At 68.8% G+C, this 21,496-nt stretch carries 15 protein-coding genes and 1 pseudogene; 9 read left to right on the top strand and 7 right to left on the bottom strand.

From position 1 onward, the window contains the following. Window positions 1-2: 2 nt before the first annotated feature. The 8 genes from BKK80_RS10405 (at window position 3) to BKK80_RS10370 (ending at window position 12,027) form a co-directional block, all read left to right on the top strand. Complete coding sequence (locus tag BKK80_RS10405; protein WP_071069305.1) at window positions 3-1,124, top strand: HlyD family secretion protein; 1,122 nt, start codon at window positions 3-5, stop codon at window positions 1,122-1,124. Further along, window positions 1,121-2,776, top strand: coding sequence for a DHA2 family efflux MFS transporter permease subunit (locus tag BKK80_RS10400; RefSeq protein ID WP_084545544.1), 1,656 nt, complete (start codon window positions 1,121-1,123; stop codon window positions 2,774-2,776). Before BKK80_RS10405 ends, BKK80_RS10400 begins: the two co-directional genes overlap by 4 nt. An 18-nt stretch (window positions 2,777-2,794) precedes the next feature. Continuing rightward, window positions 2,795-3,049 (top strand): hypothetical protein, encoded by a 255-nt coding sequence (locus tag BKK80_RS10395; protein ID WP_162287346.1) that lies wholly within the window; start codon window positions 2,795-2,797, stop codon window positions 3,047-3,049. A gap of 7 nt (window positions 3,050-3,056) precedes the next feature. Then, window positions 3,057-4,244 carry a thiolase family protein gene (locus BKK80_RS10390; protein ID WP_071037036.1) on the top strand — a complete coding sequence of 396 codons (1,188 nt, stop codon included), beginning with the start codon at window positions 3,057-3,059 and terminating at the stop codon, window positions 4,242-4,244. Window positions 4,245-4,590: 346 nt separating this feature from the next. Next, complete coding sequence (locus BKK80_RS10385) at window positions 4,591-6,735, top strand: hydantoinase/oxoprolinase family protein (protein ID WP_071069301.1); 2,145 nt, start codon at window positions 4,591-4,593, stop codon at window positions 6,733-6,735. 21 nt (window positions 6,736-6,756) lie between these two features. Further along, on the top strand, window positions 6,757-9,081 hold the full coding sequence (locus tag BKK80_RS10380; RefSeq protein ID WP_071069298.1) for a hydantoinase B/oxoprolinase family protein: 2,325 nt from the start codon (window positions 6,757-6,759) through the stop codon (window positions 9,079-9,081). A gap of 85 nt (window positions 9,082-9,166) precedes the next feature. Further along, complete coding sequence (locus BKK80_RS10375) at window positions 9,167-9,673, top strand: acetone carboxylase subunit gamma (RefSeq protein WP_071037037.1); 507 nt, start codon at window positions 9,167-9,169, stop codon at window positions 9,671-9,673. A 266-nt stretch (window positions 9,674-9,939) separates the two neighbouring features. After that, window positions 9,940-12,027: a sigma-54-dependent Fis family transcriptional regulator gene (locus BKK80_RS10370; RefSeq protein ID WP_232346263.1), complete on the top strand. Its 2,088-nt coding sequence runs from the start codon at window positions 9,940-9,942 to the stop codon at window positions 12,025-12,027. A 74-nt stretch (window positions 12,028-12,101) separates the two neighbouring features. Here BKK80_RS10370 and BKK80_RS10365 read toward each other — a convergent pair whose 3' ends face one another. The 7 genes and pseudogenes from BKK80_RS10365 to BKK80_RS10340 all read right to left on the bottom strand — a co-directional run bounded on the left by BKK80_RS10365 (window position 12,102) and on the right by BKK80_RS10340 (window position 20,217). Beyond that, window positions 12,102-14,903, bottom strand: a complete 2,802-nt coding sequence (locus BKK80_RS10365) for a winged helix-turn-helix domain-containing protein (RefSeq protein ID WP_071069296.1) — start codon at window positions 14,901-14,903, stop codon at window positions 12,102-12,104. Window positions 14,904-15,040: 137 nt separating this feature from the next. Next, on the bottom strand, window positions 15,041-16,579 hold the full coding sequence (locus BKK80_RS10360; protein ID WP_071069294.1) for an acyl-CoA synthetase: 1,539 nt from the start codon (window positions 16,577-16,579) through the stop codon (window positions 15,041-15,043). Window positions 16,580-16,582: 3 nt separating this feature from the next. Further along, the gene (locus tag BKK80_RS10355; protein ID WP_071069292.1) at window positions 16,583-17,710 is read right to left on the bottom strand and encodes a DUF5938 domain-containing protein; all 1,128 of its coding nucleotides are present in this window, start codon (window positions 17,708-17,710) and stop codon (window positions 16,583-16,585) included. Window positions 17,711-17,737: 27 nt separating this feature from the next. Next, entirely contained in the window at window positions 17,738-18,505 is a 768-nt protein-coding gene (locus tag BKK80_RS10350; protein WP_071012499.1) for an SDR family NAD(P)-dependent oxidoreductase, read from the bottom strand. Then, on the bottom strand, window positions 18,502-19,263 hold the full coding sequence (locus BKK80_RS10345; protein WP_071012497.1) for an SDR family NAD(P)-dependent oxidoreductase: 762 nt from the start codon (window positions 19,261-19,263) through the stop codon (window positions 18,502-18,504). Before BKK80_RS10345 ends, BKK80_RS10350 begins: the two co-directional genes overlap by 4 nt. Before the next feature lie 386 nt (window positions 19,264-19,649). Continuing rightward, window positions 19,650-19,736 (bottom strand): annotated as a pseudogene (locus BKK80_RS37365) (aldehyde dehydrogenase family protein); the annotation flags it as partial. Window positions 19,737-19,755: 19 nt separating this feature from the next. Then, a complete protein-coding gene (locus BKK80_RS10340) occupies window positions 19,756-20,217 on the bottom strand; it encodes a nuclear transport factor 2 family protein (RefSeq protein ID WP_071069290.1) in 462 nt (153 codons plus the stop codon). 412 nt (window positions 20,218-20,629) lie between these two features. Here BKK80_RS10340 and BKK80_RS10335 point away from each other — a divergent pair, with 412 nt between their 5' ends. After that, window positions 20,630-21,394, top strand: a complete 765-nt coding sequence (locus BKK80_RS10335; RefSeq protein ID WP_084545542.1) for a glutathione S-transferase family protein — start codon at window positions 20,630-20,632, stop codon at window positions 21,392-21,394. The last annotated feature ends 102 nt before the right edge of the window (window positions 21,395-21,496 follow it).

Raw genomic sequence — 21,496 nt, 5'->3', positions numbered from 1 at the left:
CCATGAGCAACACCACCAGCGTCGCCGACACAGCCAGCCGCGCCCCCTCGGAGGGCACCGTGTCCAGGCCCCGGCTCGGCCGCAAGGCTGCGGCGGTCCGTGCCGGCGGCGCGCTGATCGCCTTGGCCGCGGCGGCATACGGCTACCACTGGTGGACGCATGCGCGCTTCGTCGAAGACACCGACGACGCCTATGTGGGCGGCGACGTCACCCTGCTCGCCGCCAAGGTGCCCGGCTACCTGGCGGCGGTACTGGTGACCGACAACCAGCAGGTCCATGCCGGCGACCTGCTGGCCCGTATCGACGATCGCGACTACCGCGCCGCGCTGGCCAAGGCCGAAGGTGCCGTGGCCTCCGAGCAGGCGCTGCTCGCCAACCTGGATGCGCGCGCCAGGCTGCAGGAGGCCGTGATCGCCGAAGCCAGGGCCGGCGTGGCCGCCGCCGACGCCGAGACGGCCCGCTCGCGCGACGACCAGGCGCGCTATGCCAGCCTGGTGGCGAAATCGGCGGTGTCGGTGCAGAGCTCGCAGAAGGCCGACGCCGACTACAAGCAGTCGCTGGCCAACAGCCAGAAGGCCAAGGCCAGCGTCGAAGCCGCGCAGCGGCAGCTGGAGGTGATCGCCACGCAGAAGCAGCAGGCGCAAGCCGCGCTGGCACAGGCCGCAGCCGAACGCGACCTGGCGCGCCTCAACCTCCAGTACACGGAACTGCGCGCCCCCATCGACGGCACCATCGGCAACCGCCGCGCGCGCGTCGGCGCCTATGCCGCCAGCGGCAGCCAGCTGTTGTCGATCGTCCCGGCCAGGGGCCTGTGGATCGACGCCAACTTCAAGGAAGGACAACTCGCCCGCATGCGCCCCGGCATGCGCGCCACCATCGTCGCCGACGTGATGCCCGGCAAGGTCTTCCACGGCCACGTCGAGAGCCTGGCGCCGGCCACCGGCGCCCAGTTCAGCGTGCTTCCGCCCGAGAACGCCACCGGCAACTTCACCAAGATCGTGCAGCGCGTTCCGGTGCGCATCGTGCTCGACGATGCGGATGCCAGGCTCGGTCTGCTGCGCCCCGGCCTGTCGGTCGTGGCGGAAATCGACACCCAGGCCGCCAAGGAGGCGGACCAATCATGAGCGCCGCCGTCACCGCCGGGCCGGCCGACCCCAGCGCGGCGGCCTCCGTGCCGCCCACCGCGCCGACCCGCCCGCCGGCCCCCTTGCCCGCCCATTCGCCAGCGCAGATGCCGCTGAGCGCCAGGGTGCTGGCCTTCGCCACCATGTGCGTCGGCATGTTCATCGCCCTGCTCGACATCCAGATCGTGTCCGCGTCGCTGCGCGACATCGGCGGCGGCCTGTCGGCGGGCACCGACGAAACCGTGTGGGTGCAGACCGCCTACCTGATCGCCGAGATCATCGTCATCCCGCTGTCCGGCTGGCTGGCCCGGGTCATGTCCACGCGCTGGCTGTTCGCCGCGTCCGCGGCGGGCTTCACGCTGACCAGCCTGCTGTGCGGCATCGCCTGGAACATCCAGAGCATGATCGCCTTCCGCGCCGCCCAGGGCTTCCTCGGCGGCTCGATGATCCCGATGGTCTTCACCACCGCCTTTGCCTTCTTCGAAGAACGCCAGCGCGTCGCCGCGGCCGCCATCATCGGCGGGCTGGCCTCGCTCGCGCCGACGCTCGGGCCCACCGTCGGCGGCTGGATCACCGACCACTACTCCTGGCACTGGCTGTTCTTCATCAACCTGGTGCCCGGCGTCTTCGTCACCATCGTGGTACCGCTGCTGGTCAAGATCGACCAGCCCGACTGGTCCCTGCTCAAGGGTGCCGACTACCTCGGCATCGTGCTGATGGCGCTCTTCCTCGGCTGCCTCGAATACACCCTGGAGGAAGGCCCGCGCTGGGACTGGTTCGGCGACCGCGCCATCCTGGCCACGGCGTGGATCTCGGGGCTGGCCGGCATCGGCTTCCTGTGGCGCTCGCTGACCTACGCGAATCCGGTGGTCGACCTGCGCGCGCTGAAGGAGCGCAATTTCGCCCTGGGCTGCTTCTTCTCCTTCGTCACCGGCATCGGCATCTTCGCCACCATCTACCTGACGCCGCTCTTCCTCGGGCAGGTGCGCGGCTTCAGCGCCCTGCAGACCGGGCTCGCCATCTTCTCCACCGGCCTGTTCCAGGTGATGTCGATCCCCTTCTACGCCTTTCTCGCCAACCGCGTCGACCTGCGCTGGCTGCTGATGGGCGGGCTCGCGCTGTTTGCCCTGTCGATGTGGAACTTCGCGCCCATCACCCACGACTGGGGCGGCGCGCAACTGCTGCTGCCGCAGGCCCTGCGCGGCATGGCCCAGCAGTTCGCGGTGGCGCCGACGGTCACTCTCACGCTGGGCGCGCTGCCGCCTTCGCGCCTCAAGCAGGCCTCCGGCCTGTTCAATCTGATGCGCAACCTCGGCGGCGCGATCGGCATCGCGGCCTGCGCCACCATCCTCAACGACCGCACCAACCTGCATTTCCTGCGCCTGGCCGAACACCTGAACCTCGGCAACGAGGCCATGGCCCGGTTCCTGCACGAATCGGCGGCCCGCCTGGCCACGCTGAGCGACCAGGTGCTCGACGACAACGCTGCCGCCGCCAGGCAGCTGTGGGCCCTGACCATGCGCGAGGCGCGCACCCTGACCTTCTCCGATGCCTTTCTCGCCATCTGCCTGTGCTTCGTCATCGCGACCCTGCTGGTCCCGCTGATGCACAAGGTCGCGCCGCCGAAGGCACCGTCGGCGGATGCCCATTGACCGTGCATGGAGGCCATCATGCCTGCAACCCATCGCCCGCATCGTTCCCGTCGCTCTCATCGTTCTCTTTTCCTGGCCGTCGCCATGGCGCTCGCGTCGGCCGGCGCACCGCCGCCGGCCCGCGCCGCCACCCAGCCGCCGCGCGACGGCGCCACCGCCTGCGCGCGCACCGGCAACGGCTACTGCCATCTTCCCGCGCCGGGCCAGGGCCTCCGCCTGGACAGCGAACTCGCCCTGACCACGGCTTCCCGCTCCGCACCTCTACTACCGTGAGGACACCATGCGCCACCCTGACGTCGTACTCTGCCACCCGGTCCGCACACCGATCGGCGCCTTCAACGGCTCCCTGAAGGGCATCCCGGCCACTGAACTCGGCACCCTGGCCATCCGCGCGGCCATCGAGCGCGCCGGGCTCGATCCCGCGCGGGTCGGCACGGTCACCTTCGGCAATGTCATCCAGGCCGGCAACCGCATGAATCCGGCACGCCAGGCCGCGCTCAACGCCGGCATTCCCGACAGCGTCCCGGCACTGACGGTCAACCGCGTGTGCGGATCCGGCGCCCAGGCGATCGCCTCCGCCGCCGACGAGGTCCGCCTCGGCTATGTCGACATCGCCATCGCCGGCGGCATGGAGAACATGGACCGCGCCCCCTACCTGCTGCCGTCCGGCCGCTGGGGCCAGCGCATGGGCGACAGCGTGCTGCACGACAGCGTGCTGATGGACGGCCTCGTCGATGCCTTCTCCGGACAGCACTCGGGCTGGCATACCGAGGACCTCGCGGCACGCTACCGGCTCGACCGGGAGGCGCAGGACCGCTGGGCGGAACGCTCGCAGCAGGCCTTTTCCCGGGCACAGGCACAAGGCCGCTTCGCCGCCGAGATCGTTCCCGTGCCCTTGGCCAGCAAGGGAGGCACGACCGCCTTCGCGCAGGACGAGGCGAATCGTCCGGACACGACGCTGGCGGGCCTGGCCAGGCTCAAGCCCGCCTTCCGCGCCGACGGCACCATCACCGCCGGCAACGCGCCCGGCATCAACAGCGGCGCGGCCGCCGTGATCGTGGCCGACCGTGCCGCCGCCGAGGCGAACGGGCTCCAGCCGCTCGGAAGGCTGGTCGCCTACGGACTGGGCGCGGTGGCGCCGGGCCTGTTCGGACTCGGCCCCGTGCCCGCGGTCAGGCAGGCGCTGGCACGCGCGGACTGGTCGCTGGGCGAGGTGGAACGCTTCGAGATCAACGAAGCCTTCGCCGCCGTGCCCCTGGCGGTGGCGGCCGAACTGGGCCTGCCGCACGACCTCATCAACGTCGACGGCGGCGCGATCGCCCACGGCCACCCGATCGGCGCGACCGGCGCCATCCTGGCCACCCGCCTGCTGCACAGCATGCGCGCCGACGGCATCCGGCGCGGCATCGTCACGCTGTGCATCGGCGGCGGCCAGGGCATCGCGCTGGCGCTCGAGAGCCTCGGCTGAGCAGGGGCCGCCACCGCCGGGGCCTCGCCCCCCGCTTCCTCGCCACCAACCGCCACCAACCGCCGCAAAATGCGGCGGCGACGCTGCCGCGCGATGCGGCAGCGCCGGCACAGGCCCCCCCGTCGCGGAACCGAACGCGCCAGCCGTTCGATTCCACGACGCAACGGCGGCTGCGCCGCCCTGCCCTCATACCCTCCATTCCGCCGCTTCGCCTTGCTGCGCGCGGCTTGCGCGCCTTCCGACGGCATTCCGCCGCGCGCTGGCATGCCGATTGCGACTGACGATCCCGACCGCTGCGCCGGACGGCGCCGCGAGTCGCCAACCAAGATCGGAAGGAGACAAGGACATGCAAGTCCAATCCAAAGTCCAGGTGATGGGCATCGATGCCGGTGGCACGATGACCGATACCTTCTTCGTGCGCGAAGATGGCCGCTTCGTCGTCGGCAAGGCCCAGAGCAACCCCGAGGATGAGTCGCTGGCCATCTTCAATTCGTCGCAGGATGCGCTGGCGCACTGGCAGCGCGACGTCGACGAGGTCTATCCGGAACTGCTGACCTGCGTCTACTCCGGCACCGCGATGCTCAACCGCGTGGTGCAGCGCAAGGGCCTCGACGTCGGCCTGCTGGTCAACAAAGGCTTCGAGCATGTGCACTCGATGGGCCGCGCCATCCAGAGCTACCTGGGCTATGCGCTGGAGGAGCGCATCCACCTGAACACCCACCGCTACGACGAGCCGCTGGTGCCGCTGTCGCGCACGCGCGGCGTGACCGAGCGCACCGACGTCCAGGGCGAGATCGTCATCCCGCTGCGCGAGGCCGAGGTGCGCCAGGCCACGCGCGAACTGGTGGCGGCGGGCGCCAAGGCCATCGTGATCTGCCTGCTGCAGTCGCACAAGAACGGCACCAGCGAACAGCAGGCGCGCGACATCGTGCGCGACGAACTCAAGCGGCTGGCGGCCGAGGTGCCAGTGTTCGCCTCGGTGGACTACTACCCGCAGCGCAAGGAAAGCCACCGCATGAACACCACGGTGCTGGAGGCCTACGCGGCAGAGCCATCGCGCCAGACATTGAAGAAGGTCAGCGACCGCTTCCGCAAGCACGGCGCGAAGTTCGACCTGCGCGTGATGGCCACCCATGGCGGCACTATCAGCTGGAAAGCCAAGGAACTGGCGCGCACCATCGTCTCGGGGCCGATCGGCGGCGTGATCGGCTCCAAGCTGCTGGGCGAGGCGCTGGGCTACGAGAACATCGCCTGCTCCGACATCGGCGGCACCTCCTTCGACATGGCGCTGATCACCCGCGGCAACTTCGCCATCGCCGCCGATCCCGACATGGCGCGCCTGGTGCTGTCGCTGCCGCTGGTGACCATGGACTCGGTCGGCGCGGGCGCCGGCAGCTTCGTGCGCCTCGATCCCTACAGCGGCGCGATCAAGCTGGGGCCCGACAGCGCGGGCTACCGCGTCGGTACCTGCTGGCCGCAGAGCGGCCTCGACACCGTCTCGGTGTCGGACTGCCACGTGGTGCTGGGCTACCTGAATCCCGACAACTTCCTCGGCGGCGCCATCAAGCTGGACGTGGAGCGCGCCCGCGCCCATATCAAGGCGCAGATCGCCGACCCGCTCGGCCTGACGGTAGAGGACGCGGCCGCCGGCGTGATCGAACTGCTCGACCTGCAACTGCGCGAGTACCTGCGCGCCAACGTCAGTGCCAAGGGCTACAACCCGACCGAGTTCGTCTGCTTCTCGTACGGCGGCGCGGGGCCGGTGCATACCTATGGCTACACCGAGGGCCTCGGCTTCAAGGACGTCGTGGTGCCGGCCTGGGCTGCAGGCTTCTCGGCCTTCGGCTGCGCCTGCGCCGATTTCGAGTACCGCTACGACAAGAGCGTGGACCTGGCGCTGCCGCAGCACGCCGCCGAGCAGGACAAGGCGCAGGCGGCGCAGACCATCCAGAAGGCCTGGTCGGAGCTGGGCGCCAAGGTCATCGAGGAGTTCAAGATCAACGGCTTCCAGGCCGAGGACGTGATCCTGCGCCCTGGCTACCGCATGCAGTACATGGGGCAGCTCAACGACCTGGAGATCAGCTCGCCGATCGGCCAGGCCAGCAGCGCCGCCGACTGGGACCGCATCGTCGAAGCCTTCGAGGAGACCTACGGGCGCGTCTACGCCAGCTCGGCGCGCTCGCCGGAACTGGGCTTCTCCGTGACCGGCGCCATCATGCGCGGCATGGTGGTGACGCAGAAACCCGTGCTGCCGGAAGATCCCGAGGGCGGCCCGACGCCGCCGAAGGAAGCGCGGCTCGGCACGCGTCCGCTGTACCGCAAGAAGACCTGGCATGAAGCGGTGCTGTGGAAGATGGAAGCGCTCAAGCCCGGCAACGTGATCCACGGGCCGGCCATCATCGAATCGGACGCCACCACCTTCGTGGTGCCGGACGGCTTCGTCACCACGCTCGACAAGCACCGCCTCTTCCATCTCAAGGAAGTGAAATAAGCACAGACCAGGAGACACGCCATGAACATGATGTCCAACAAGGAGCTCGGCCTTGCCGACCTGCTCAAGACCGGCCAGACCCTCAAGCAGTTCCGCGACGGCGTGCTGGCGCGCACGCAGCAGACCGGCCACTACAACGGCCTCACGCGGCTGGAACTGCGCGAGAGCGATCCGATCCGCTACGAGAAGATGTTCTCCAAGCTGCGTGGCGGACTGGTGCACGCACGCGAGACCGCCAAGAAGATCGCCGCCAGCCCCATCGTCGAACAGGAAGGCGAGCTGTGCTTCACGCTCTACAACGCCGCCGGCGACTGCGTGCTGACCTCGACCGGCATCATCATCCACGTCGGCACCATGGGCGCCGCCATCAAATACATGATGGAGAACAACTGGGAGGCCAACCCCGGCATCCATCCGGGCGACATGTTCACCAACAACGACTGCGCCATCGGTAACGTGCACCCCTGCGATATCGCCACCATCGTGCCGATCTTCGCGCACGGCAAGCTCGTCGGCTGGGTGGGCGGCGTGACGCACGTGATCGACACCGGCGCGGTCACGCCGGGCTCGATGTCCACCGGCCAGGTGCAGCGCTTCGGCGACGGCTACATGATCACCTGCCGCAAGACCGGCGTGAACGACACGCCCCTGCGCGACTGGCTGCACGAGAGCCAGCGCTCGGTGCGCACGCCGAAGTACTGGATCCTCGACGAGCGCACCCGCATCGCCGGCTGCCACATGATCCGCGACCTGATCGAGGAAGTGATCGAGGAAGAGGGCCTGGAGGCCTACGAGAAGTTCGCCTACGAGGTGATCGAGGAAGGCCGGCGCGGGCTGCAGACGCGCATCAAGGCGATGACGCTGCCGGGCAAGTACCGCAAGGTGGCCTTCGTCGACGTCCCCTACAACCACCCGGATGTGCAGACGTCGTCGGCCTTCGCCAAGCTCGACTCGATCATGCACTCGCCGGTGGAAATGGAGATCCGCAAGGACGGCTCGTGGCGGCTCGACTTCGAGGGCGCGAGCCGCTGGGGCTGGCATTCCTACAACGCGCACCAGGTCGCGTTCACCAGCGGCATCTGGGTGATGATGACCCAGACCCTGGTGCCGACGCAGCGGATCAACGACGGCGCCTACTACGGCACCGAGTTCCGCCTGCCCAAGGGGGCGTGGATGAACCCCGACGACCGCCGCACCGGCCATGCCTATGCCTGGCACTTCCTGGTGTCGGGATGGAGCGCGATGTGGCGCGGACTGTCGCAGGCCTACTTCAGCCGCGGCTACCTGGAGGAAGTCAACTCCGGCAATGCCAACACCTCGAACTGGCTGCAGGGCGGCGGCATCAACCAGGAAGGCGAGATCCATGCGGTCAACAGCTTCGAGGCCTCCTCCTGCGGCACCGGCGCCAGCGCCATCAAGGATGGCCTGAACCATGCCGCCGCGATCTGGAACCCGGAAGGCGACATGGGCGACATCGAGATCTGGGAGATGGCCGAGCCGCTGCTCTACCTGGGGCGCAACGTCAAGGCCAACTCCGGCGGCTACGGCAAGTACCGCGGCGGCTGCGGCTTCGAGACGCTGCGCATGGTGTGGAAGGCCCAGGACTGGACCATGTTCTTCATGGGCAATGGCTACATGAACAGCGACTGGGGCCTGATGGGCGGCTATCCGGCGGCCACCGGCTACCGCTTCGAGGCGCACAAGACCGGCCTCAAGGAGCGCATCGCGCTGGGCGAAAGCCTGCCGCTGGGCGGCGACACCAACCCGGATGTGCCCGACTACGAGAACCACCTCAACGCCGGCGCGGTGGTCAAGCGCGACCAGCAGTGCATGACCACCGAGGACTGCTACGACAACTACGACCTGTACCTGAACTACCTGCGCGGCGGCCCCGGCTTCGGTGACCCGCTCGACCGCGAGCCCGAAGCCATCGAGCGCGACCTCAACAGCGCACTGCTGCTGCCTGAGTATGCGCAGAGGGTGTATGGCGCGGTGGCCACGCGCGACGCCAACGGCATATGGAGGGTGGATGCCAAGCAGACCGCGCTGCTGCGCATCGAGATCCGCAACCAGCGCCTGGCGCGCTCGCAGCCGACGCAGGAGTGGATGAAGGGTGAGCGCGAGCGCATCCTGGTCAAGCACGCCTCCACCCAGGTGCAGCACATGTTCGCCACCAGCTTCGGCCTGTCGCGGAAATTCGAACAGGAGTTCCGCCGCTTCTGGGACCTGCCCGAAACGTGGACGCTGAAGGAGGAGGAGCTGAACGTTCCGACCTACGGCGCGAAGTTCCGCATGGACCTGTCCCGCATGCCCGACGTCAATACGGTGGTGCTGGTCGAGGAATGAAGGCGGCCGGCGGCGGCGGCCGCCGGCACGAACCGAAGCGACGAACGGATACGACGAACGGAAACGACGAAAAGGAACACGCATCATGTCTACCTACACCAAGGAACAGATCAAGAACCTGGTCGACGGCAAGCTCGACTGGGACACCACGCTGCGCATGCTGTCGATGCCCAAGGACGCCGAGCGCTTCCAGATGTACGTGGAGGCCCTCCAGCGCAAGCTGGACTGGGCGGACCGCATCGTGCTGCCGTTGAGCCCTCATATGTTCATCGTGCAGCAGGCCAAGACCAGGAAATGGGTCACCCAGTGCGACTGCGGCCATGTGTTCTGCGACTACCGGGAGAACTGGAAGCTGCACGCGAATATCTATGTGCGCGAGAGCGCCGAGGCCATGGCCGAGGTCTACCCGCACCTGATGGCGCCGGACACCAACTGGCAGGTTTACCGCGAGTACTACTGCCCCGAATGCGGCACCATGCACGACGTCGAGGCGCCGACACCGTGGTACCCGGTGATCCATGACTTCGAGCCGGACATCGAAGCCTTCTATGGCGACTGGCTGGGCCTGCCCGTGCCGCAACGGGCGGACTGAAGGCAGGGGGCCGACGAGCGGCCCCGGTGCTGCTCCGGCCGTCCGGATTCCGGACGGCCGTCTCGTTTTCGAACGGTCGGAGCGGCGCATGCGCCGCGCCAGGCGCCGCCGATGTCTCCCGCGCGCCGCCTGCGCGCGCCGGCGCGCATCTTGCTTCTTGCCAGCTGGCCACCTTGCGCGCCGGACGCGTTAGGATGTGGCGATCGGCGGGGCTCGACCTGCCGCAAAAGATGACCGCGCCAAGCGGCACGACAGGAGACACCCCAATGCAAAAGGTCACGGCGCCGATGGACTGGTTCTCCAGTCCGGAACAGGATGCGCGCATCATGTCCGCCTGGGAACACCTGCTGGATGGCGGCAAATCCCTGCCAGGCCACCTGCGCGGCGTCATCGACGAGTCGTGGCGGCGCTGCCTGGACGGCCGCGTGGACCCCGCCGCGCACCGCGCGCCACCGCCGCTGGACAAGTCCGGCCTGGCGCGCTGGCGTTCCTGCAACGCACGCCTGGTCAGCGCCAGCCTGCCCTTGATGCAGCAGACGCGCGATTTTCTCGAACAGACCGGCACCATCCTGCTGCTGACCGATCCCGAGGGCATCATCCTGCAACAGGAAGGCGATATGCACATCGTCGAGCCGGCCAGCGAGGCCGGTCTGATGCCGGGCTACAACTGGACCGAGCTGAACTGCGGCACCAACGCCATCGGCACCGCGCTGGCGCTCGGCCGGCCGGTGCAGATCCATGGCGCCGAGCACTTCTGCGCCGGCATCAAGCGCTGGACCTGCTCCGCCACCGTCATCCGCGATCCCGTCGACAGTGCGGTGCTGGGCGTCATCGACGTGTCCGGCCTGGCCGCCACCTACAGCCGCCACAGCCTGGCCCTGACGGTGGCCCTGGCCGGCCGCATCGAAAGCCGCCTGGCCAAGCTGTCGATGGAGCGGCGCCTCCAGCTGCTCGATCATTGCATGGCTCATTTCGCGCCCGGGCGCAGCGACGGTGTGCTGGCGCTCGACGAGCGCTGCCGCCTGCTCAAGGCCAATCCGCAGGCTGCCGCCGCGCTGGCGCGCCACGGCGTCAGCACGCCGCTGTCGAGCAGCTTCGCGCTGCCCGGCGTGGACACCGCGGCGCGCGGCGGCAGCGCGGCACCCGGCTGGCTGGCGCACACGCGGATCGAAACCGTGCGCGACGGCGACGAGGTGCTGGGCTACCTGGTCGTGATTCCTGCCGCGGGAGCGGCCGGCGGGCGCAGGACGATGTCCGCCACGCAGGCGGATGCAGGCGGCCGCGCCGAAGCGGCGGGCGCCACCGTGCCGGGCACAGGCGGCCCGCGTGGCGCCGCCGCCTTCGCGCGCATCGTCGGCAGCGGCGCCACGCTGCGCGCCGCGGTGGCCAAGGCCGGCCAGCTCGCGGCCTCGAGCGTGCCGGTGCTGCTGGCGGGCGAGACCGGGGTCGGCAAGGAACTGTTCGCCCAGGGCCTCCACCTGGCCAGCCCCCGCGCGAACGGCCCCTTCGTCGCCCTCAACTGCGGCGGGCTGTCGCGCGACCTGCTCGCCAGCGAGCTGTTCGGCTATGCGGAAGGCGCGTTCACCGGGGCGCGCAAGTCGGGCGCCGCGGGCAAGATCGAGGCCGCCAACGGCGGCACGCTGTTCCTCGACGAGATCGGCGAGATGCCGCTGGAGATCCAGCCGCACCTGCTGCGCGTGCTGGAGGAAGGGGAAATCTACCGTCTCGGCGAGAACACGCCGCGCAAGGTCGATTTCCGCCTGGTGGCGGCCACGCACCGCAACCTGCGCGACGAGATCGCGCAGGGCCGCTTCCGCATGGACCTGTTCTACCGCATCGCGGTCACCACCGTGGCCATCCCGCCGCTGCGCGAGCGCCGCGATGACATGCCGGTGCTGATCGACCACTGGCTCGCGCGCCTGTGCGCGCGCGACGGCCTGCCCAGGCCGGTGTTCGACGACGCGGCCTATGCCAGCCTGCTCGCCTACGACTGGCCGGGCAATGTGCGCGAGCTGCGCAATGTGCTCGAGAGCTCCCTGCTGATGGCGCGCGACGGCGTGATCACGCTGGAACAGTTGCCGCCGGAGATCGCCTGCGGCGCGGTGGCGGACGGGCGCGCCAGCGCTGTGGCCGGTACGGTGGCCGGCGCCGGGCCCATCCCGGCATGTGCGCAGGCGCAGGGTTCGCTGGAGGCGGTCGAGCTCGATTCGATCCGGCTGGCGCTGGTGCGCCACGGCGGCAACCTGACGCAGGCGGCCCGCCAGCTCGGCATCGCCAAGAGCACCCTGTACCAGAAGATCCGCAAGCACGGCCTGCTGTCCACGGTCAGGCAGACGCGCGTCGATGCGGCCTGAGACCGCAAGCGGCGCGGCGGCTGCGCTCTGGTGACTGCGCTAAGGCGCGCCCGGCGCGCGGACGCCGGCGCGACTCACAGCAGGGACTTCTGCTGGGCGCGCGCCAGCGCGCTGGTGCGGTTCTTCACCCCGAGCTTGGCGAAGATATTGTGCAGGTGCCATTTCACGGTCGCCTCCGAGACGAAGAGGCTCTGCGCCAGTTCCCGGTTGCCCAGACCGCTCTTGAGCAAGCGCAGGATCCTGAGTTCGCGCTCGGTCAGGCGCTCGGTCAGGCGCTCGCCCAGCCGCTCGCCCGACCGTTCCACCTGGGCCGACTCGGCACCGGCGCCCGGCGCACCGGACAGGCTTGGCTGGAGCCTTCTGCCTCCAGCAGACAGCAGGCGCTCCAGGTAAGCATCGGGCGCTTGTCCCCGGCCCTCGACATGCCGCTCTCCGCGGTTGGCCCGGATGGCCTCGATCATGTCCAGCACCACCGGATCGCCGTCGACCACGCTGCGCAGCAGGCCGCAGCACGCGGCATGGTCGAGCGCCTCGTCCAGCGTGCGCAGGGCCTGCGCCCCTTCCTGCGCGCGCTGCTGGTTCACCGCCTTGAGCACCTGCAGGCGCGCCACCTGGGCGCGATGATGGTCGCGCAGGGCCCGCCGCAGCGCATCGTTGAGGGCACCGCTCACAGCGCCGCCGCCACCCGGCTCGGCGGCCGCCATGCGCAGGCGCAGCTGAACCAGGTGGACGCTGTCCTCCTCGTTCGGTGCCGCCTGGACCTGCATGCCCGCACCGTAGCCAAGCAGGCCATAGGAACGCGCGAGCTTCTGTGCTTCCTCGATCGAACCGGCCTGCAGGCGCAGCGCGCAGCGCTCGGCGGAAAGCATCAGCGCGAGCCGCGGCAGCTTGAGCCGGTGCCCGAGCGACTCGCCCTCGAGCAGGCAGCCATCGGCCTGCGCCATCTCCCCTCGCAGCCTGAGCAGGCGCGCCCGCGTGAGGTATCCCGCGGTCGTCATCTCGATCAGTCCGTGGTCGTCGATATAGGGCAGGCCCACGTCCAGGAAGGCCTGGGCAGCAGCCAGGTCGTCCTGCTCGTAGCAGACCTCGGCCGCCAGCAGTGCCAGCATCGACCCTGCGTAGGAAGCCAGCCCCAGGCTGCGCTCGACCACGGCCATGCCGCTCCGGGCCCGTGCCATCGCCTCGTGGTAGTCGCCGCGCCGCATCGCCAGCATCACCCCTAGCGCGGCCACCCAGGCGAGGCCGTAGTCGGCCTGCGTCTCGCCGAAGGAACGGCGCGCGATGGCCAAGGCCTGCTCGCCCTCGTCGAAGGCGTCGGTGACGCAACAGCCGCTGGCAAGCACATTGGCCACCACGCCGGTGCAGAAGGCATCCGCGCGCGGCCAGGATTTGAGCCACAGTTCGCTGCTGGCCTTGGCCTGCAAGGGCTCGCCGACGTGGGCCCAGTACACGCAGCGGATCATGTCGACCATGCTGCGCAGTTCGTCGTCGCCGCTGTCCTGACAGGCATGCTCCAGCGCGCGCAACTCATACTCGGCCTCCGGATAGCGGCGCGTCAGCACCAGCGACCACGCGTGGCCGACGCGGATCTTCGGCCGCGCATGCACCAGCTGCTGCGGCAGTCGCGCCAGCCAGCCGAGCAGGGTCGCGTGTTCGCCGCGGTGCTGCACCAGTTCGGCTGAGAACGCGGCCACCAGGTCGGCCGCGCGCTCGAGATCCTGGCCATCGAAGGCATAGCGGATCGCCTCGCGCAGCAGCCCATGGCGCTGGAACCAGGCGCTGGCGCGCAGGCTGATGATGCGGTTCCCCTCCGCCGGGCGCTCGCGGCTGCGCCCGCGCAGATAGTCGGCGAACAGGTGATGGTAGCGAAACCAGGTGCGGCTTCGATCGAGGCCCGACAGGAAAAGATTGCGGGCCTGCACCTCGGCCAGCATGGCCCGGCTGTCGCTGCGGGACAGCACCTCATCGCACAGCTCGGCGGAGAAGCGTTCGAGCCCCGCGGTATCGAGCAGGAAGTCGCGCAGCCCGGGCTGCAGGCTGTCGAGCACGTGCTCGCCCAGGTAGTCGGTGATATCGCGATCGGTGCCGGAGAAATCGCGCAGGAAGGCGCCCCGGTCGCCGCTTTCGCGCAGCGCCAGCGAGGCCAGCTGCAGGCCCGCGATCCAGCCCTCGGTACGGCTGTGCAACGTCTCGACCTGCGCGCGGTCGAGCGGCGCGCCGCTGACGAGGCCGACGAAGTCGGCAGCCTCGTCGAAGCCCAGGCCGAAGTGAGCGGCATCGAGTTCGAGCAGCTGGTTGCGCACCCGCCAGGAGCTGAGCGACAAGGGCAGGCGCGTACGGCTCGCGATCGCCACGCCGATATTGGGCGGGAGATGGGCCACGAGCCATTCCACCTGCCGGTGCAAACCCTCATGCCGCAACACATGGAAGTCGTCGAGCACCAGCAGCAGGCGGCCGTCCACGCCGCCCAGGTCGCTGAGCAGGGATGCCACGATGGCGTCGGTCGATGCCAGGCTGCCACCGGCGGTCTGCGCCAGCACGCTTCGGCCCAGCCGCGCATCGGCATGGTGCAGCGCGGCAGCAAGATAGCGGAAGAAGATCAGCGGATCGTTGTCCTCTTCTTCCAGGCTGAGCCAGGCGGCCATGACGCCGAGCTGCCCGGCTTGTGCCACGAACTGCGCCAGCGCGGTGGTCTTGCCGTAGCCCGCCGGCGCCGTGACGCTCAACAGCCGTTTTCCCAGGCCGGTATGCAGCAGCGCGGACAAGCCGGGACGCGCGAGCAGCACGGCCGAAAGCTGCGGCGGCGCGAGGCGCGACTCCACCAGCACGGCAGCCGGCGCCGTGGCGGCGCCCGACGATCGATTGGACCTGGCCATCCCTGTCTCCGCCCTCCACGCTGCCTTCTTCTCGGCGCCCGGCGCGATCCGGCCGGGCGGGCATGACGGTGCATGCGCCACCGGGACCGGGTCGGACGGCGGGCCCGGCCGCGTGCCCCGCGCTGGTTCGCCCATACCTAGTCATCCTTGCCGAGTAGCGTAGCACGTACCTCCTTCTTGATCACCTTGCCCACCTTGGAGCGTGGCAGGTCGGTCCAGAACTCCACCTGCTTGGGCGCCTTGACGCTGCCGATGCGCGATTTGACGAAGGCGATGACTTCCTCCGCAGCCAGCGTGCAGCCCGGACGCGGCTGCAGCACCGCCACCACGCGCTCACCCCACTTGTCGTCGGGCAGGCCGATCACCGCACTGTCCTGCACCCCCGGGTGCTCCATCAGCACGGCTTCAACCTCCACGGAGTAGACGTTGAAGCCGCCGGTGATGATCATGTCCTTGGCGCGATCGACGATATAGAGGTAGCCGTCCTCGTCCAGGTAGCCGATATCGCCGGTGTGGTGCCAGCCGAAGCGGGACGCCTCCGCCGTGGCCGCCGGATCCTTGTAGTAGCCGGCCATCACCAGCGACGAACGCACCACGATCTCGCCGCGCTCGCCCGCAGGCAGCAACTCGCCGGCGTCGTTCATCGTGGCCACCTGGACCAGCGGACCGGGCCGGCCGGCCGACGACAGGCGCCGGCGCGCCACCGTGCCGTCCGCGTGGAAATGCTCGCGCGGCGGCATCATCGAGATCATCATCGGTGCCTCGGTCTGGCCGAACAGCTGGGCCATCACCGGGCCGATCTTCTCCAGCGCCTCCTCCAGCCGGGCCGCCGCGATGGGCGCCGCGCCATACCAGAAGCACTGCAGCGAATCGAGCCGCGTAGTGGCCAGTTTCTCGTGCTCCAGCAGCATGTAGATCAGCGTGGGCGGCAGGAAGGTGTGCGTGACCCGGTAGCGCTCGATCAGCGCCAGGAATTCGCCCAGGTCCGGCTTGGGCATGATCACGATGCGGCCGCCCAGTGTCATCACCGGCAGGCACAGCACGCCGGCCGCGTGGGTGAGCGGTGCCAGCGCGAGGTAGCACGGCCGCGCCGGGAAGGGATAGCCCATCAGCGTGAGTGCCGACATGGTCTCCAGGTTGCGGCCGGAGAGCATTACCCCCTTGGGCCGGCCGGTGGTGCCGCCCGTGCCCGCGATCATCGCCAGATCGTCCGGCGGTGCGACGTCGAACGGCTGCTCGTCCAGCCCGTCCAGCCATTCCCCCAACGATGGCGCGAACGGCTGTGGCCGGTCCAGGCAGACGAGCACGCGCAGCTTGGAAAGCTGCGCGCGCATCTGCTCGACCATGGGGGCATAGCTGCCGTGGAACACCAGGCAGGCACAATCGAAGGCATCGAGCACGAAGGCATTTTCACCCGCCTCATTGCGTGGATTGACAGGACACCACACACAGCCCGCGCGCGAGATGCCGAACACCGCCGAGAAGGCGTAAGCGTCATTGCCGGACAACACCGCCACCTTGTCGCCCGGCCGGATGCCGGCGCGCTGCAGGCCACGCGCCACGCGCCAGCTGATGCGCTGTACCTGCGCGTAGCTCAGCTCGGTCTCCCCCATCGTGAGACAGGGCGCGTCGGCGCCCAGCTGGGCGCCCTTGTCGAGATAGTCGACCAGTCGCATGGCTCAGCCCATGCGCGTGATGACGGGCTCCTGCACCAGCCCGAAGCTGCGCAGCGTACCAAGCAACTCGCGGTGCCCGAATGCCTGGCAGCCGGAGGCAAGCCCCGCGCGGCGCGGCGCCTGCTGCAGCAGCGAAGCCGCCGCATGGGCCTGCAACAAGCCGGTCTGCTTGTAGTTGCAGTTGCCGAAGATCACGCAGTGCACACGCCCCAGCGGACCGGAAGCATGCACCGAGTCGACCGACTTGTTGATACGGGGATTCTCGCGCGGCGGCATGGTGTTCATCACGCTGGAGGCGGTCTTGACCAGCGCCGCATGGCGCTCGTCGTCGGCCATGCCTTCCGTGGCCTGGATGGCCGCCGCCACGATCTGCGGCACGCCCTGCATCAGGGCCTTGTTGAAGACGCCGCCCAGCACCTTGACGTTCGCCACGCGCGGATCGCGCTTGAACCACACCGGATGCGAGGTCCCTCCCCAGGGCAGGGCAAGCGCCGCCTCGTGCTGGCCGGGGATCGACAGGTGGTACAGGCCCGCATCCGGCTGCCATTCCACGTACCGGTTCTGTTCCAGGTAGAAGGCCTTGGAGGTGGCCGCATTGACCAGGATGGTCTGGGTGGAGGCGATGGTCGGGCTGCCGCCCCAGAACACCGCGATGTCGAGCGTGTCCAGTCCCGGCGTCTCCAGGCACAACTGCGCGGCGATCTCACCGGTGGTGTACATCTGCGCCAGGCCGGGCGAGAGCAGCAGGCCGGCGGCCTCGAACCTGGCGCCGAAGCGCTCGTCGAGCGTGATCAGCCAGTCCTGCTCGCCGGTGGTGTCGGTGTAGTGGCAGCCGGCCGCGAGGCAGGCCTCGACCACCTCGGTGCCGAACCTGGCGAACGGCCCCACGGTGTTGAGCACGACCGCAGCGCCGCGGAAGAGCTCGGTCAGCGCGGGCACGGTATGGGCCACCTCCGCCACCTCATAGCTGGCGGTCTCGATGCCGGGCACATGGGACTTCATGGCCGCCTCGATCCTCTCGGCGCTGCGCCCCGCGGCGATGAAGGGTATCTGGTACTCCCGCAGGTATTCGCATACCAGGCGCCCGGTGTAGCCGGAGGCGCCATAGACGACGACAGGCTTCTTGCTCATATTGAATGTCTCCTGGATAGCGATGGTTCAGAGCAGCGACGAGCTGACGCCGCCGTCCAGCACGAAGCCGCTGCCATTGGAAAAGCTCGAGCGATCCGAGGCAAGGAAGACCGCCAGAGCGGCCACCTCCTCCACCCTGCCGTAGCGGCCCTGCCGCTGCCTCACCACCGCGCCGAAGTCGGGCAGCTTGAGCTGCGCCTCGAATTCGGCGATGTGCGAGGTCACCAGCTCGGTGTCGATGAAGCCGGGCAGGATCGCATTGACGCGCACGTTGTGGGCGCGCAGTTCCACCGCCGCCGTCTGCGTGAGAGACACCACGCCCGCCTTGGCCGCCGCATAGCTGCCGATCAGCGCGCAGGCCGCCTTGGCCGTCACCGACGCCATATTGATGATGCTTCCACCGCCCGCGGCGATGATGGCCGGCGCCGCATACCGGATGCACAGGAACACGCCGTCCAGGTTGACCGAGGTGACCTCGCGCCAGTCGGCGTAGCTGGTGGCGACCAGCGGCGCGACCCGGGCAATGCCGGCATTGGGGACCATGATGTCGAGGCGGCCGTGCAGCCGCACGGCTTCCGCCACCAGCGCCTCCACCTGTGCGGGCACGCGCACGTCGCAGGGCACCGCGACGGCACCCGCCAGCGAATCGGCCACCTGGCGCGCCGCCTGCGCATCGATGTCGGAAACCACCACCCTGGCGCCCTCCGCCGCATAGGCCCGTGCCACGGCCTCGCCCAGCCCGCGCCCGGCACCGGTGACGATGGCGACCTTGTCCTGCAGCAGCTTCCTGTTCATAGCAATCCAGCGGACAAGCCGCCGTCCAGAATGTAGTGGGAGCCAGTCGTCCAGCTGGCGGCGTCGGAGGCGAGGAAGGCCGTCATCTCGGCAACCTCCTGTGCGGTGCCCAGGCGGCCTTGCTTGGCCGCCACCAGGGCGTCGAACGGAACCCCCACGGCAGCCTCGACCTTGGGGATCAGGCGATCGACCATGGCGGTGTTGACGAAACCCGGGCACACGGCATTGACGCGCACGCCAGCCTGCTTGAGTTCGGCGGCGGCGGTACGGGTGAGTTGCAGCACGGCCGCCTTCGACGCCGCATAGAGGCCGAACAGGGGCACGCCATTGATGCCGGCCAGTGAAGAGATATTGACCACCGAGCCGCGCCCCGACGCCACCAGCGCACCGAGCGAGTGCCTCATGCCGAGAAACACGCCCAGCACGTTGATACTCATCATCCGGTGGAACTCTTCCTCGGTGTGGTCGAGCAGCGGCTTGACGATCTCGATGCCGGCGTTGTTGACCAGCGTATCCATGCCGCCGAAAGCCTGCGTGGCGGCCTCGACGGCGGCGCTGAAGTCAGCCGCGCAGGTCACGTCGCAGCGCACCGCGCGGGCATGGGCGCCGAGTTCGTCCGCGGCCCGGGCGGCTCCGGCTTCGTCGATGTCGGCAAGCATGACCTGCGCGCCACGCTCGACGAACAGGCGGGCAATGGCCAAACCCAGGCCTTGCGCGGCACCCGTCACTAGGGCTCTTCGGCCCTGCAGCTCGTTCATAGCTTTGTCTCCTGTTCGCGCGCGGCTCGCGCGCCAGGAGAATTTGAGCAGGCGGACCCGCCACGACCACCCCGACAAAAGGTTGGTTTCTTCTGCTGCGGTGCGGCGACACGGCAGGCAAGCGCTCGCGGCCCCAAGGGAAAACCCTTGGCCAGGATGGATCGCAAGGAGCACCTTGCCCGGTTCGCGCCAGGTTCGGGCCGGCTCGGATCGTGGTGTTCGTGCAGATCCCGCTGGCCCGGGGGTAGCGCCCATCCGCGCCCCCCCCCCCGGGTCAGCCATCCGCCGCATGACGCCGGCGCGTCAGTGGAGGGGTGGTTCCGCTGCCATCAGCAAGATCTTCGGTTCCAGGCAGGCATCTATCTATCCCCCACTTTCCCATTTCGCGCCCGAGCCCCGAATTCATCCCCATAGGGAATGATGGTCAGCACGGGCCCGAAGACCTCTTCGCGCGCGATGCGCATCTGGTTCGCCTCTCGCCCCTTGCCAGGACTAGGACGCCGCTGTCGGAGCCGCCGCGGAGCGAGCCTGCGCGGTCAATGCGTTCCACGCCGCCAGGGAGTCCATGTAGTCTCTCCAGTGCGCGATCTTCCGGTTCTCGATCTCGATGATGGAGCAGAACCGGTTGTCGTATGTCGCGCCGGTCGCCAGGATGGTCCCGTGGACCTCGTATTCGATGACGACGACGCGCGCCCCTTCCGTCCGGTGGACAAGCAGCCGGTCCGCGGATTGCAGGGCGATGTTGTCGACATAGCCCCTGAACGCTGCCATCAGGTCGGTCCGCCCCCGAATGACGCGAGGCCAACCGGGGAAGTCATAGCGCACCTCGTAGACGGTGCCGTCGGTGACGACATCGAAGAAGTGCTCGCCATCGACAAGATCCCCCAGCGCCCCTCGGACGAGATCGAAGTATGGGGCGGCGGGCTTGTAGGCGGCGTATTTCGTCTTGGACATGCGAGACTCCCTTCGCGCACGGCGCAGTGGCTGACAAACGAGCGTCGAATATAAGCGGAAATCGTCTCCTGAAGAAGATCCGCCGAGCAGCGGATGGCAGATCTCGTGGCTGTTCAAGGAAGGCGGCCATGAGAAGGAAATCTTCTCCACGGGGCACCCCATGCGCACGGAGGGGAACAGCGCTTGCGCCACGCATAGCGTGCTGGTCAACGAGCCGAAGCCGAAGGTGGCCGAAACCGGCGACAGTACCTCTGCATGGTCGGCAAGCGGGCCTGACGCGAGCGACACTCCAAGTTTCCGGGGGCACATCTCGCATTGCGCTTTTGCAATCGGAGCTTGCCATCCGGCCTATTCTGATTTCGCTAGTGCACGACTACAGTCGTCCCATCTGCCACCCGCCTCGAACCACACCATGGACGCATCGGTACCTTCCGCCACGCAGATCGGCCTCCCGGAACCGCGCGCAAGCCTCGCCGATGCGCGGCGCGCGGCGCCGGACCTGGTGCTGGTGTCGCACGCCTTGTGTCCCTACGTCCAGCGCGCGGCCATCGTGCTGGCGGAAAAGGGCGTGGCGTTCGAGCGCCGGGACATCAACCTGGCGGACAAGCCGGACTGGTTCAGGAACATCTCGCCATTGGGCAAGACACCGGTGCTGCTGGTGGGCGACGAGGCGATCTTCGAGTCTGCCGTCATCTGCGAGTACCTCGACGAGACGGCACTGCCCCGCCTGCACCCGACGAACGCTCTGCAGCGGGCGCAACATCGATCGTGGATGGAGTTCGGCTCGGCGCTGCTGAATTCGATCGGGGCGTTCTACAACGCCACTGACGAACCCGTGTTGATCGCGCGCGCGGGCGAAATCCAAGCCCGCTTCGCGCAGATCGAGGCCGCGCTCAGCGACGGGCCGTACTTCGCAGGCGAGCCCTTCAGCATCGTCGATGCGGTCTTCGGACCTGTGTTCCGGTATTTCGACGTATTCGATGCGATCGGCGACTTCGGTTTCCTGGAGGGCTTGCCGAAGGCGCGGAACTGGCGCCGCGCCTTGGCGATGCGGCCATCGGTCGTCGAGGCGGTACGCGCGGACTATCCGATGCTGCTCCGCGCGTTTCTGTTGGGCCGCCGCTCAGCGCTGTCGCGACGCATGGCGCCGTCGCTCACAGCTGGCCTCCAGGTATAACCAGCGCAACGCATAGCCATCACGTTGCGGGAGCCGCCGTCCGCGAAGGCTTTCTCTGCGTGGGCATAGCAGGCCATGGCCCGCAAGTTCGCGGGCCGCCGC

This window comes from Cupriavidus malaysiensis (assembly GCF_001854325.1).
GTDB classification, from domain to species: domain Bacteria; phylum Pseudomonadota; class Gammaproteobacteria; order Burkholderiales; family Burkholderiaceae; genus Cupriavidus; species Cupriavidus malaysiensis.
This window is presented reverse-complemented; position numbering and strand designations above follow the sequence as displayed.

Coding starts and splice junctions, on each gene's coding strand:
- BKK80_RS10340 (WP_071069290.1), bottom strand. CDS start 20,217: ATGTCCAAGACGAAATACGCCGCCTACAAGCCCGCCGCCCCATACTTC.
- BKK80_RS10370 (WP_232346263.1), top strand. CDS start 9,940: ATGCAAAAGGTCACGGCGCCGATGGACTGGTTCTCCAGTCCGGAACAG.
- BKK80_RS10345 (WP_071012497.1), bottom strand. CDS start 19,263: ATGAACGAGCTGCAGGGCCGAAGAGCCCTAGTGACGGGTGCCGCGCAA.
- BKK80_RS10380 (WP_071069298.1), top strand. CDS start 6,757: ATGAACATGATGTCCAACAAGGAGCTCGGCCTTGCCGACCTGCTCAAG.
- BKK80_RS10405 (WP_071069305.1), top strand. CDS start 3: ATGAGCAACACCACCAGCGTCGCCGACACAGCCAGCCGCGCCCCCTCG.
- BKK80_RS10365 (WP_071069296.1), bottom strand. CDS start 14,903: ATGGCCAGGTCCAATCGATCGTCGGGCGCCGCCACGGCGCCGGCTGCC.
- BKK80_RS10395 (WP_162287346.1), top strand. CDS start 2,795: ATGCCTGCAACCCATCGCCCGCATCGTTCCCGTCGCTCTCATCGTTCT.
- BKK80_RS10360 (WP_071069294.1), bottom strand. CDS start 16,579: ATGCGACTGGTCGACTATCTCGACAAGGGCGCCCAGCTGGGCGCCGAC.
- BKK80_RS10400 (WP_084545544.1), top strand. CDS start 1,121: ATGAGCGCCGCCGTCACCGCCGGGCCGGCCGACCCCAGCGCGGCGGCC.
- BKK80_RS10385 (WP_071069301.1), top strand. CDS start 4,591: ATGCAAGTCCAATCCAAAGTCCAGGTGATGGGCATCGATGCCGGTGGC.
- BKK80_RS10355 (WP_071069292.1), bottom strand. CDS start 17,710: ATGAGCAAGAAGCCTGTCGTCGTCTATGGCGCCTCCGGCTACACCGGG.
- BKK80_RS10335 (WP_084545542.1), top strand. CDS start 20,630: ATGGACGCATCGGTACCTTCCGCCACGCAGATCGGCCTCCCGGAACCG.
- BKK80_RS10375 (WP_071037037.1), top strand. CDS start 9,167: ATGTCTACCTACACCAAGGAACAGATCAAGAACCTGGTCGACGGCAAG.
- BKK80_RS10350 (WP_071012499.1), bottom strand. CDS start 18,505: ATGAACAGGAAGCTGCTGCAGGACAAGGTCGCCATCGTCACCGGTGCC.
- BKK80_RS10390 (WP_071037036.1), top strand. CDS start 3,057: ATGCGCCACCCTGACGTCGTACTCTGCCACCCGGTCCGCACACCGATC.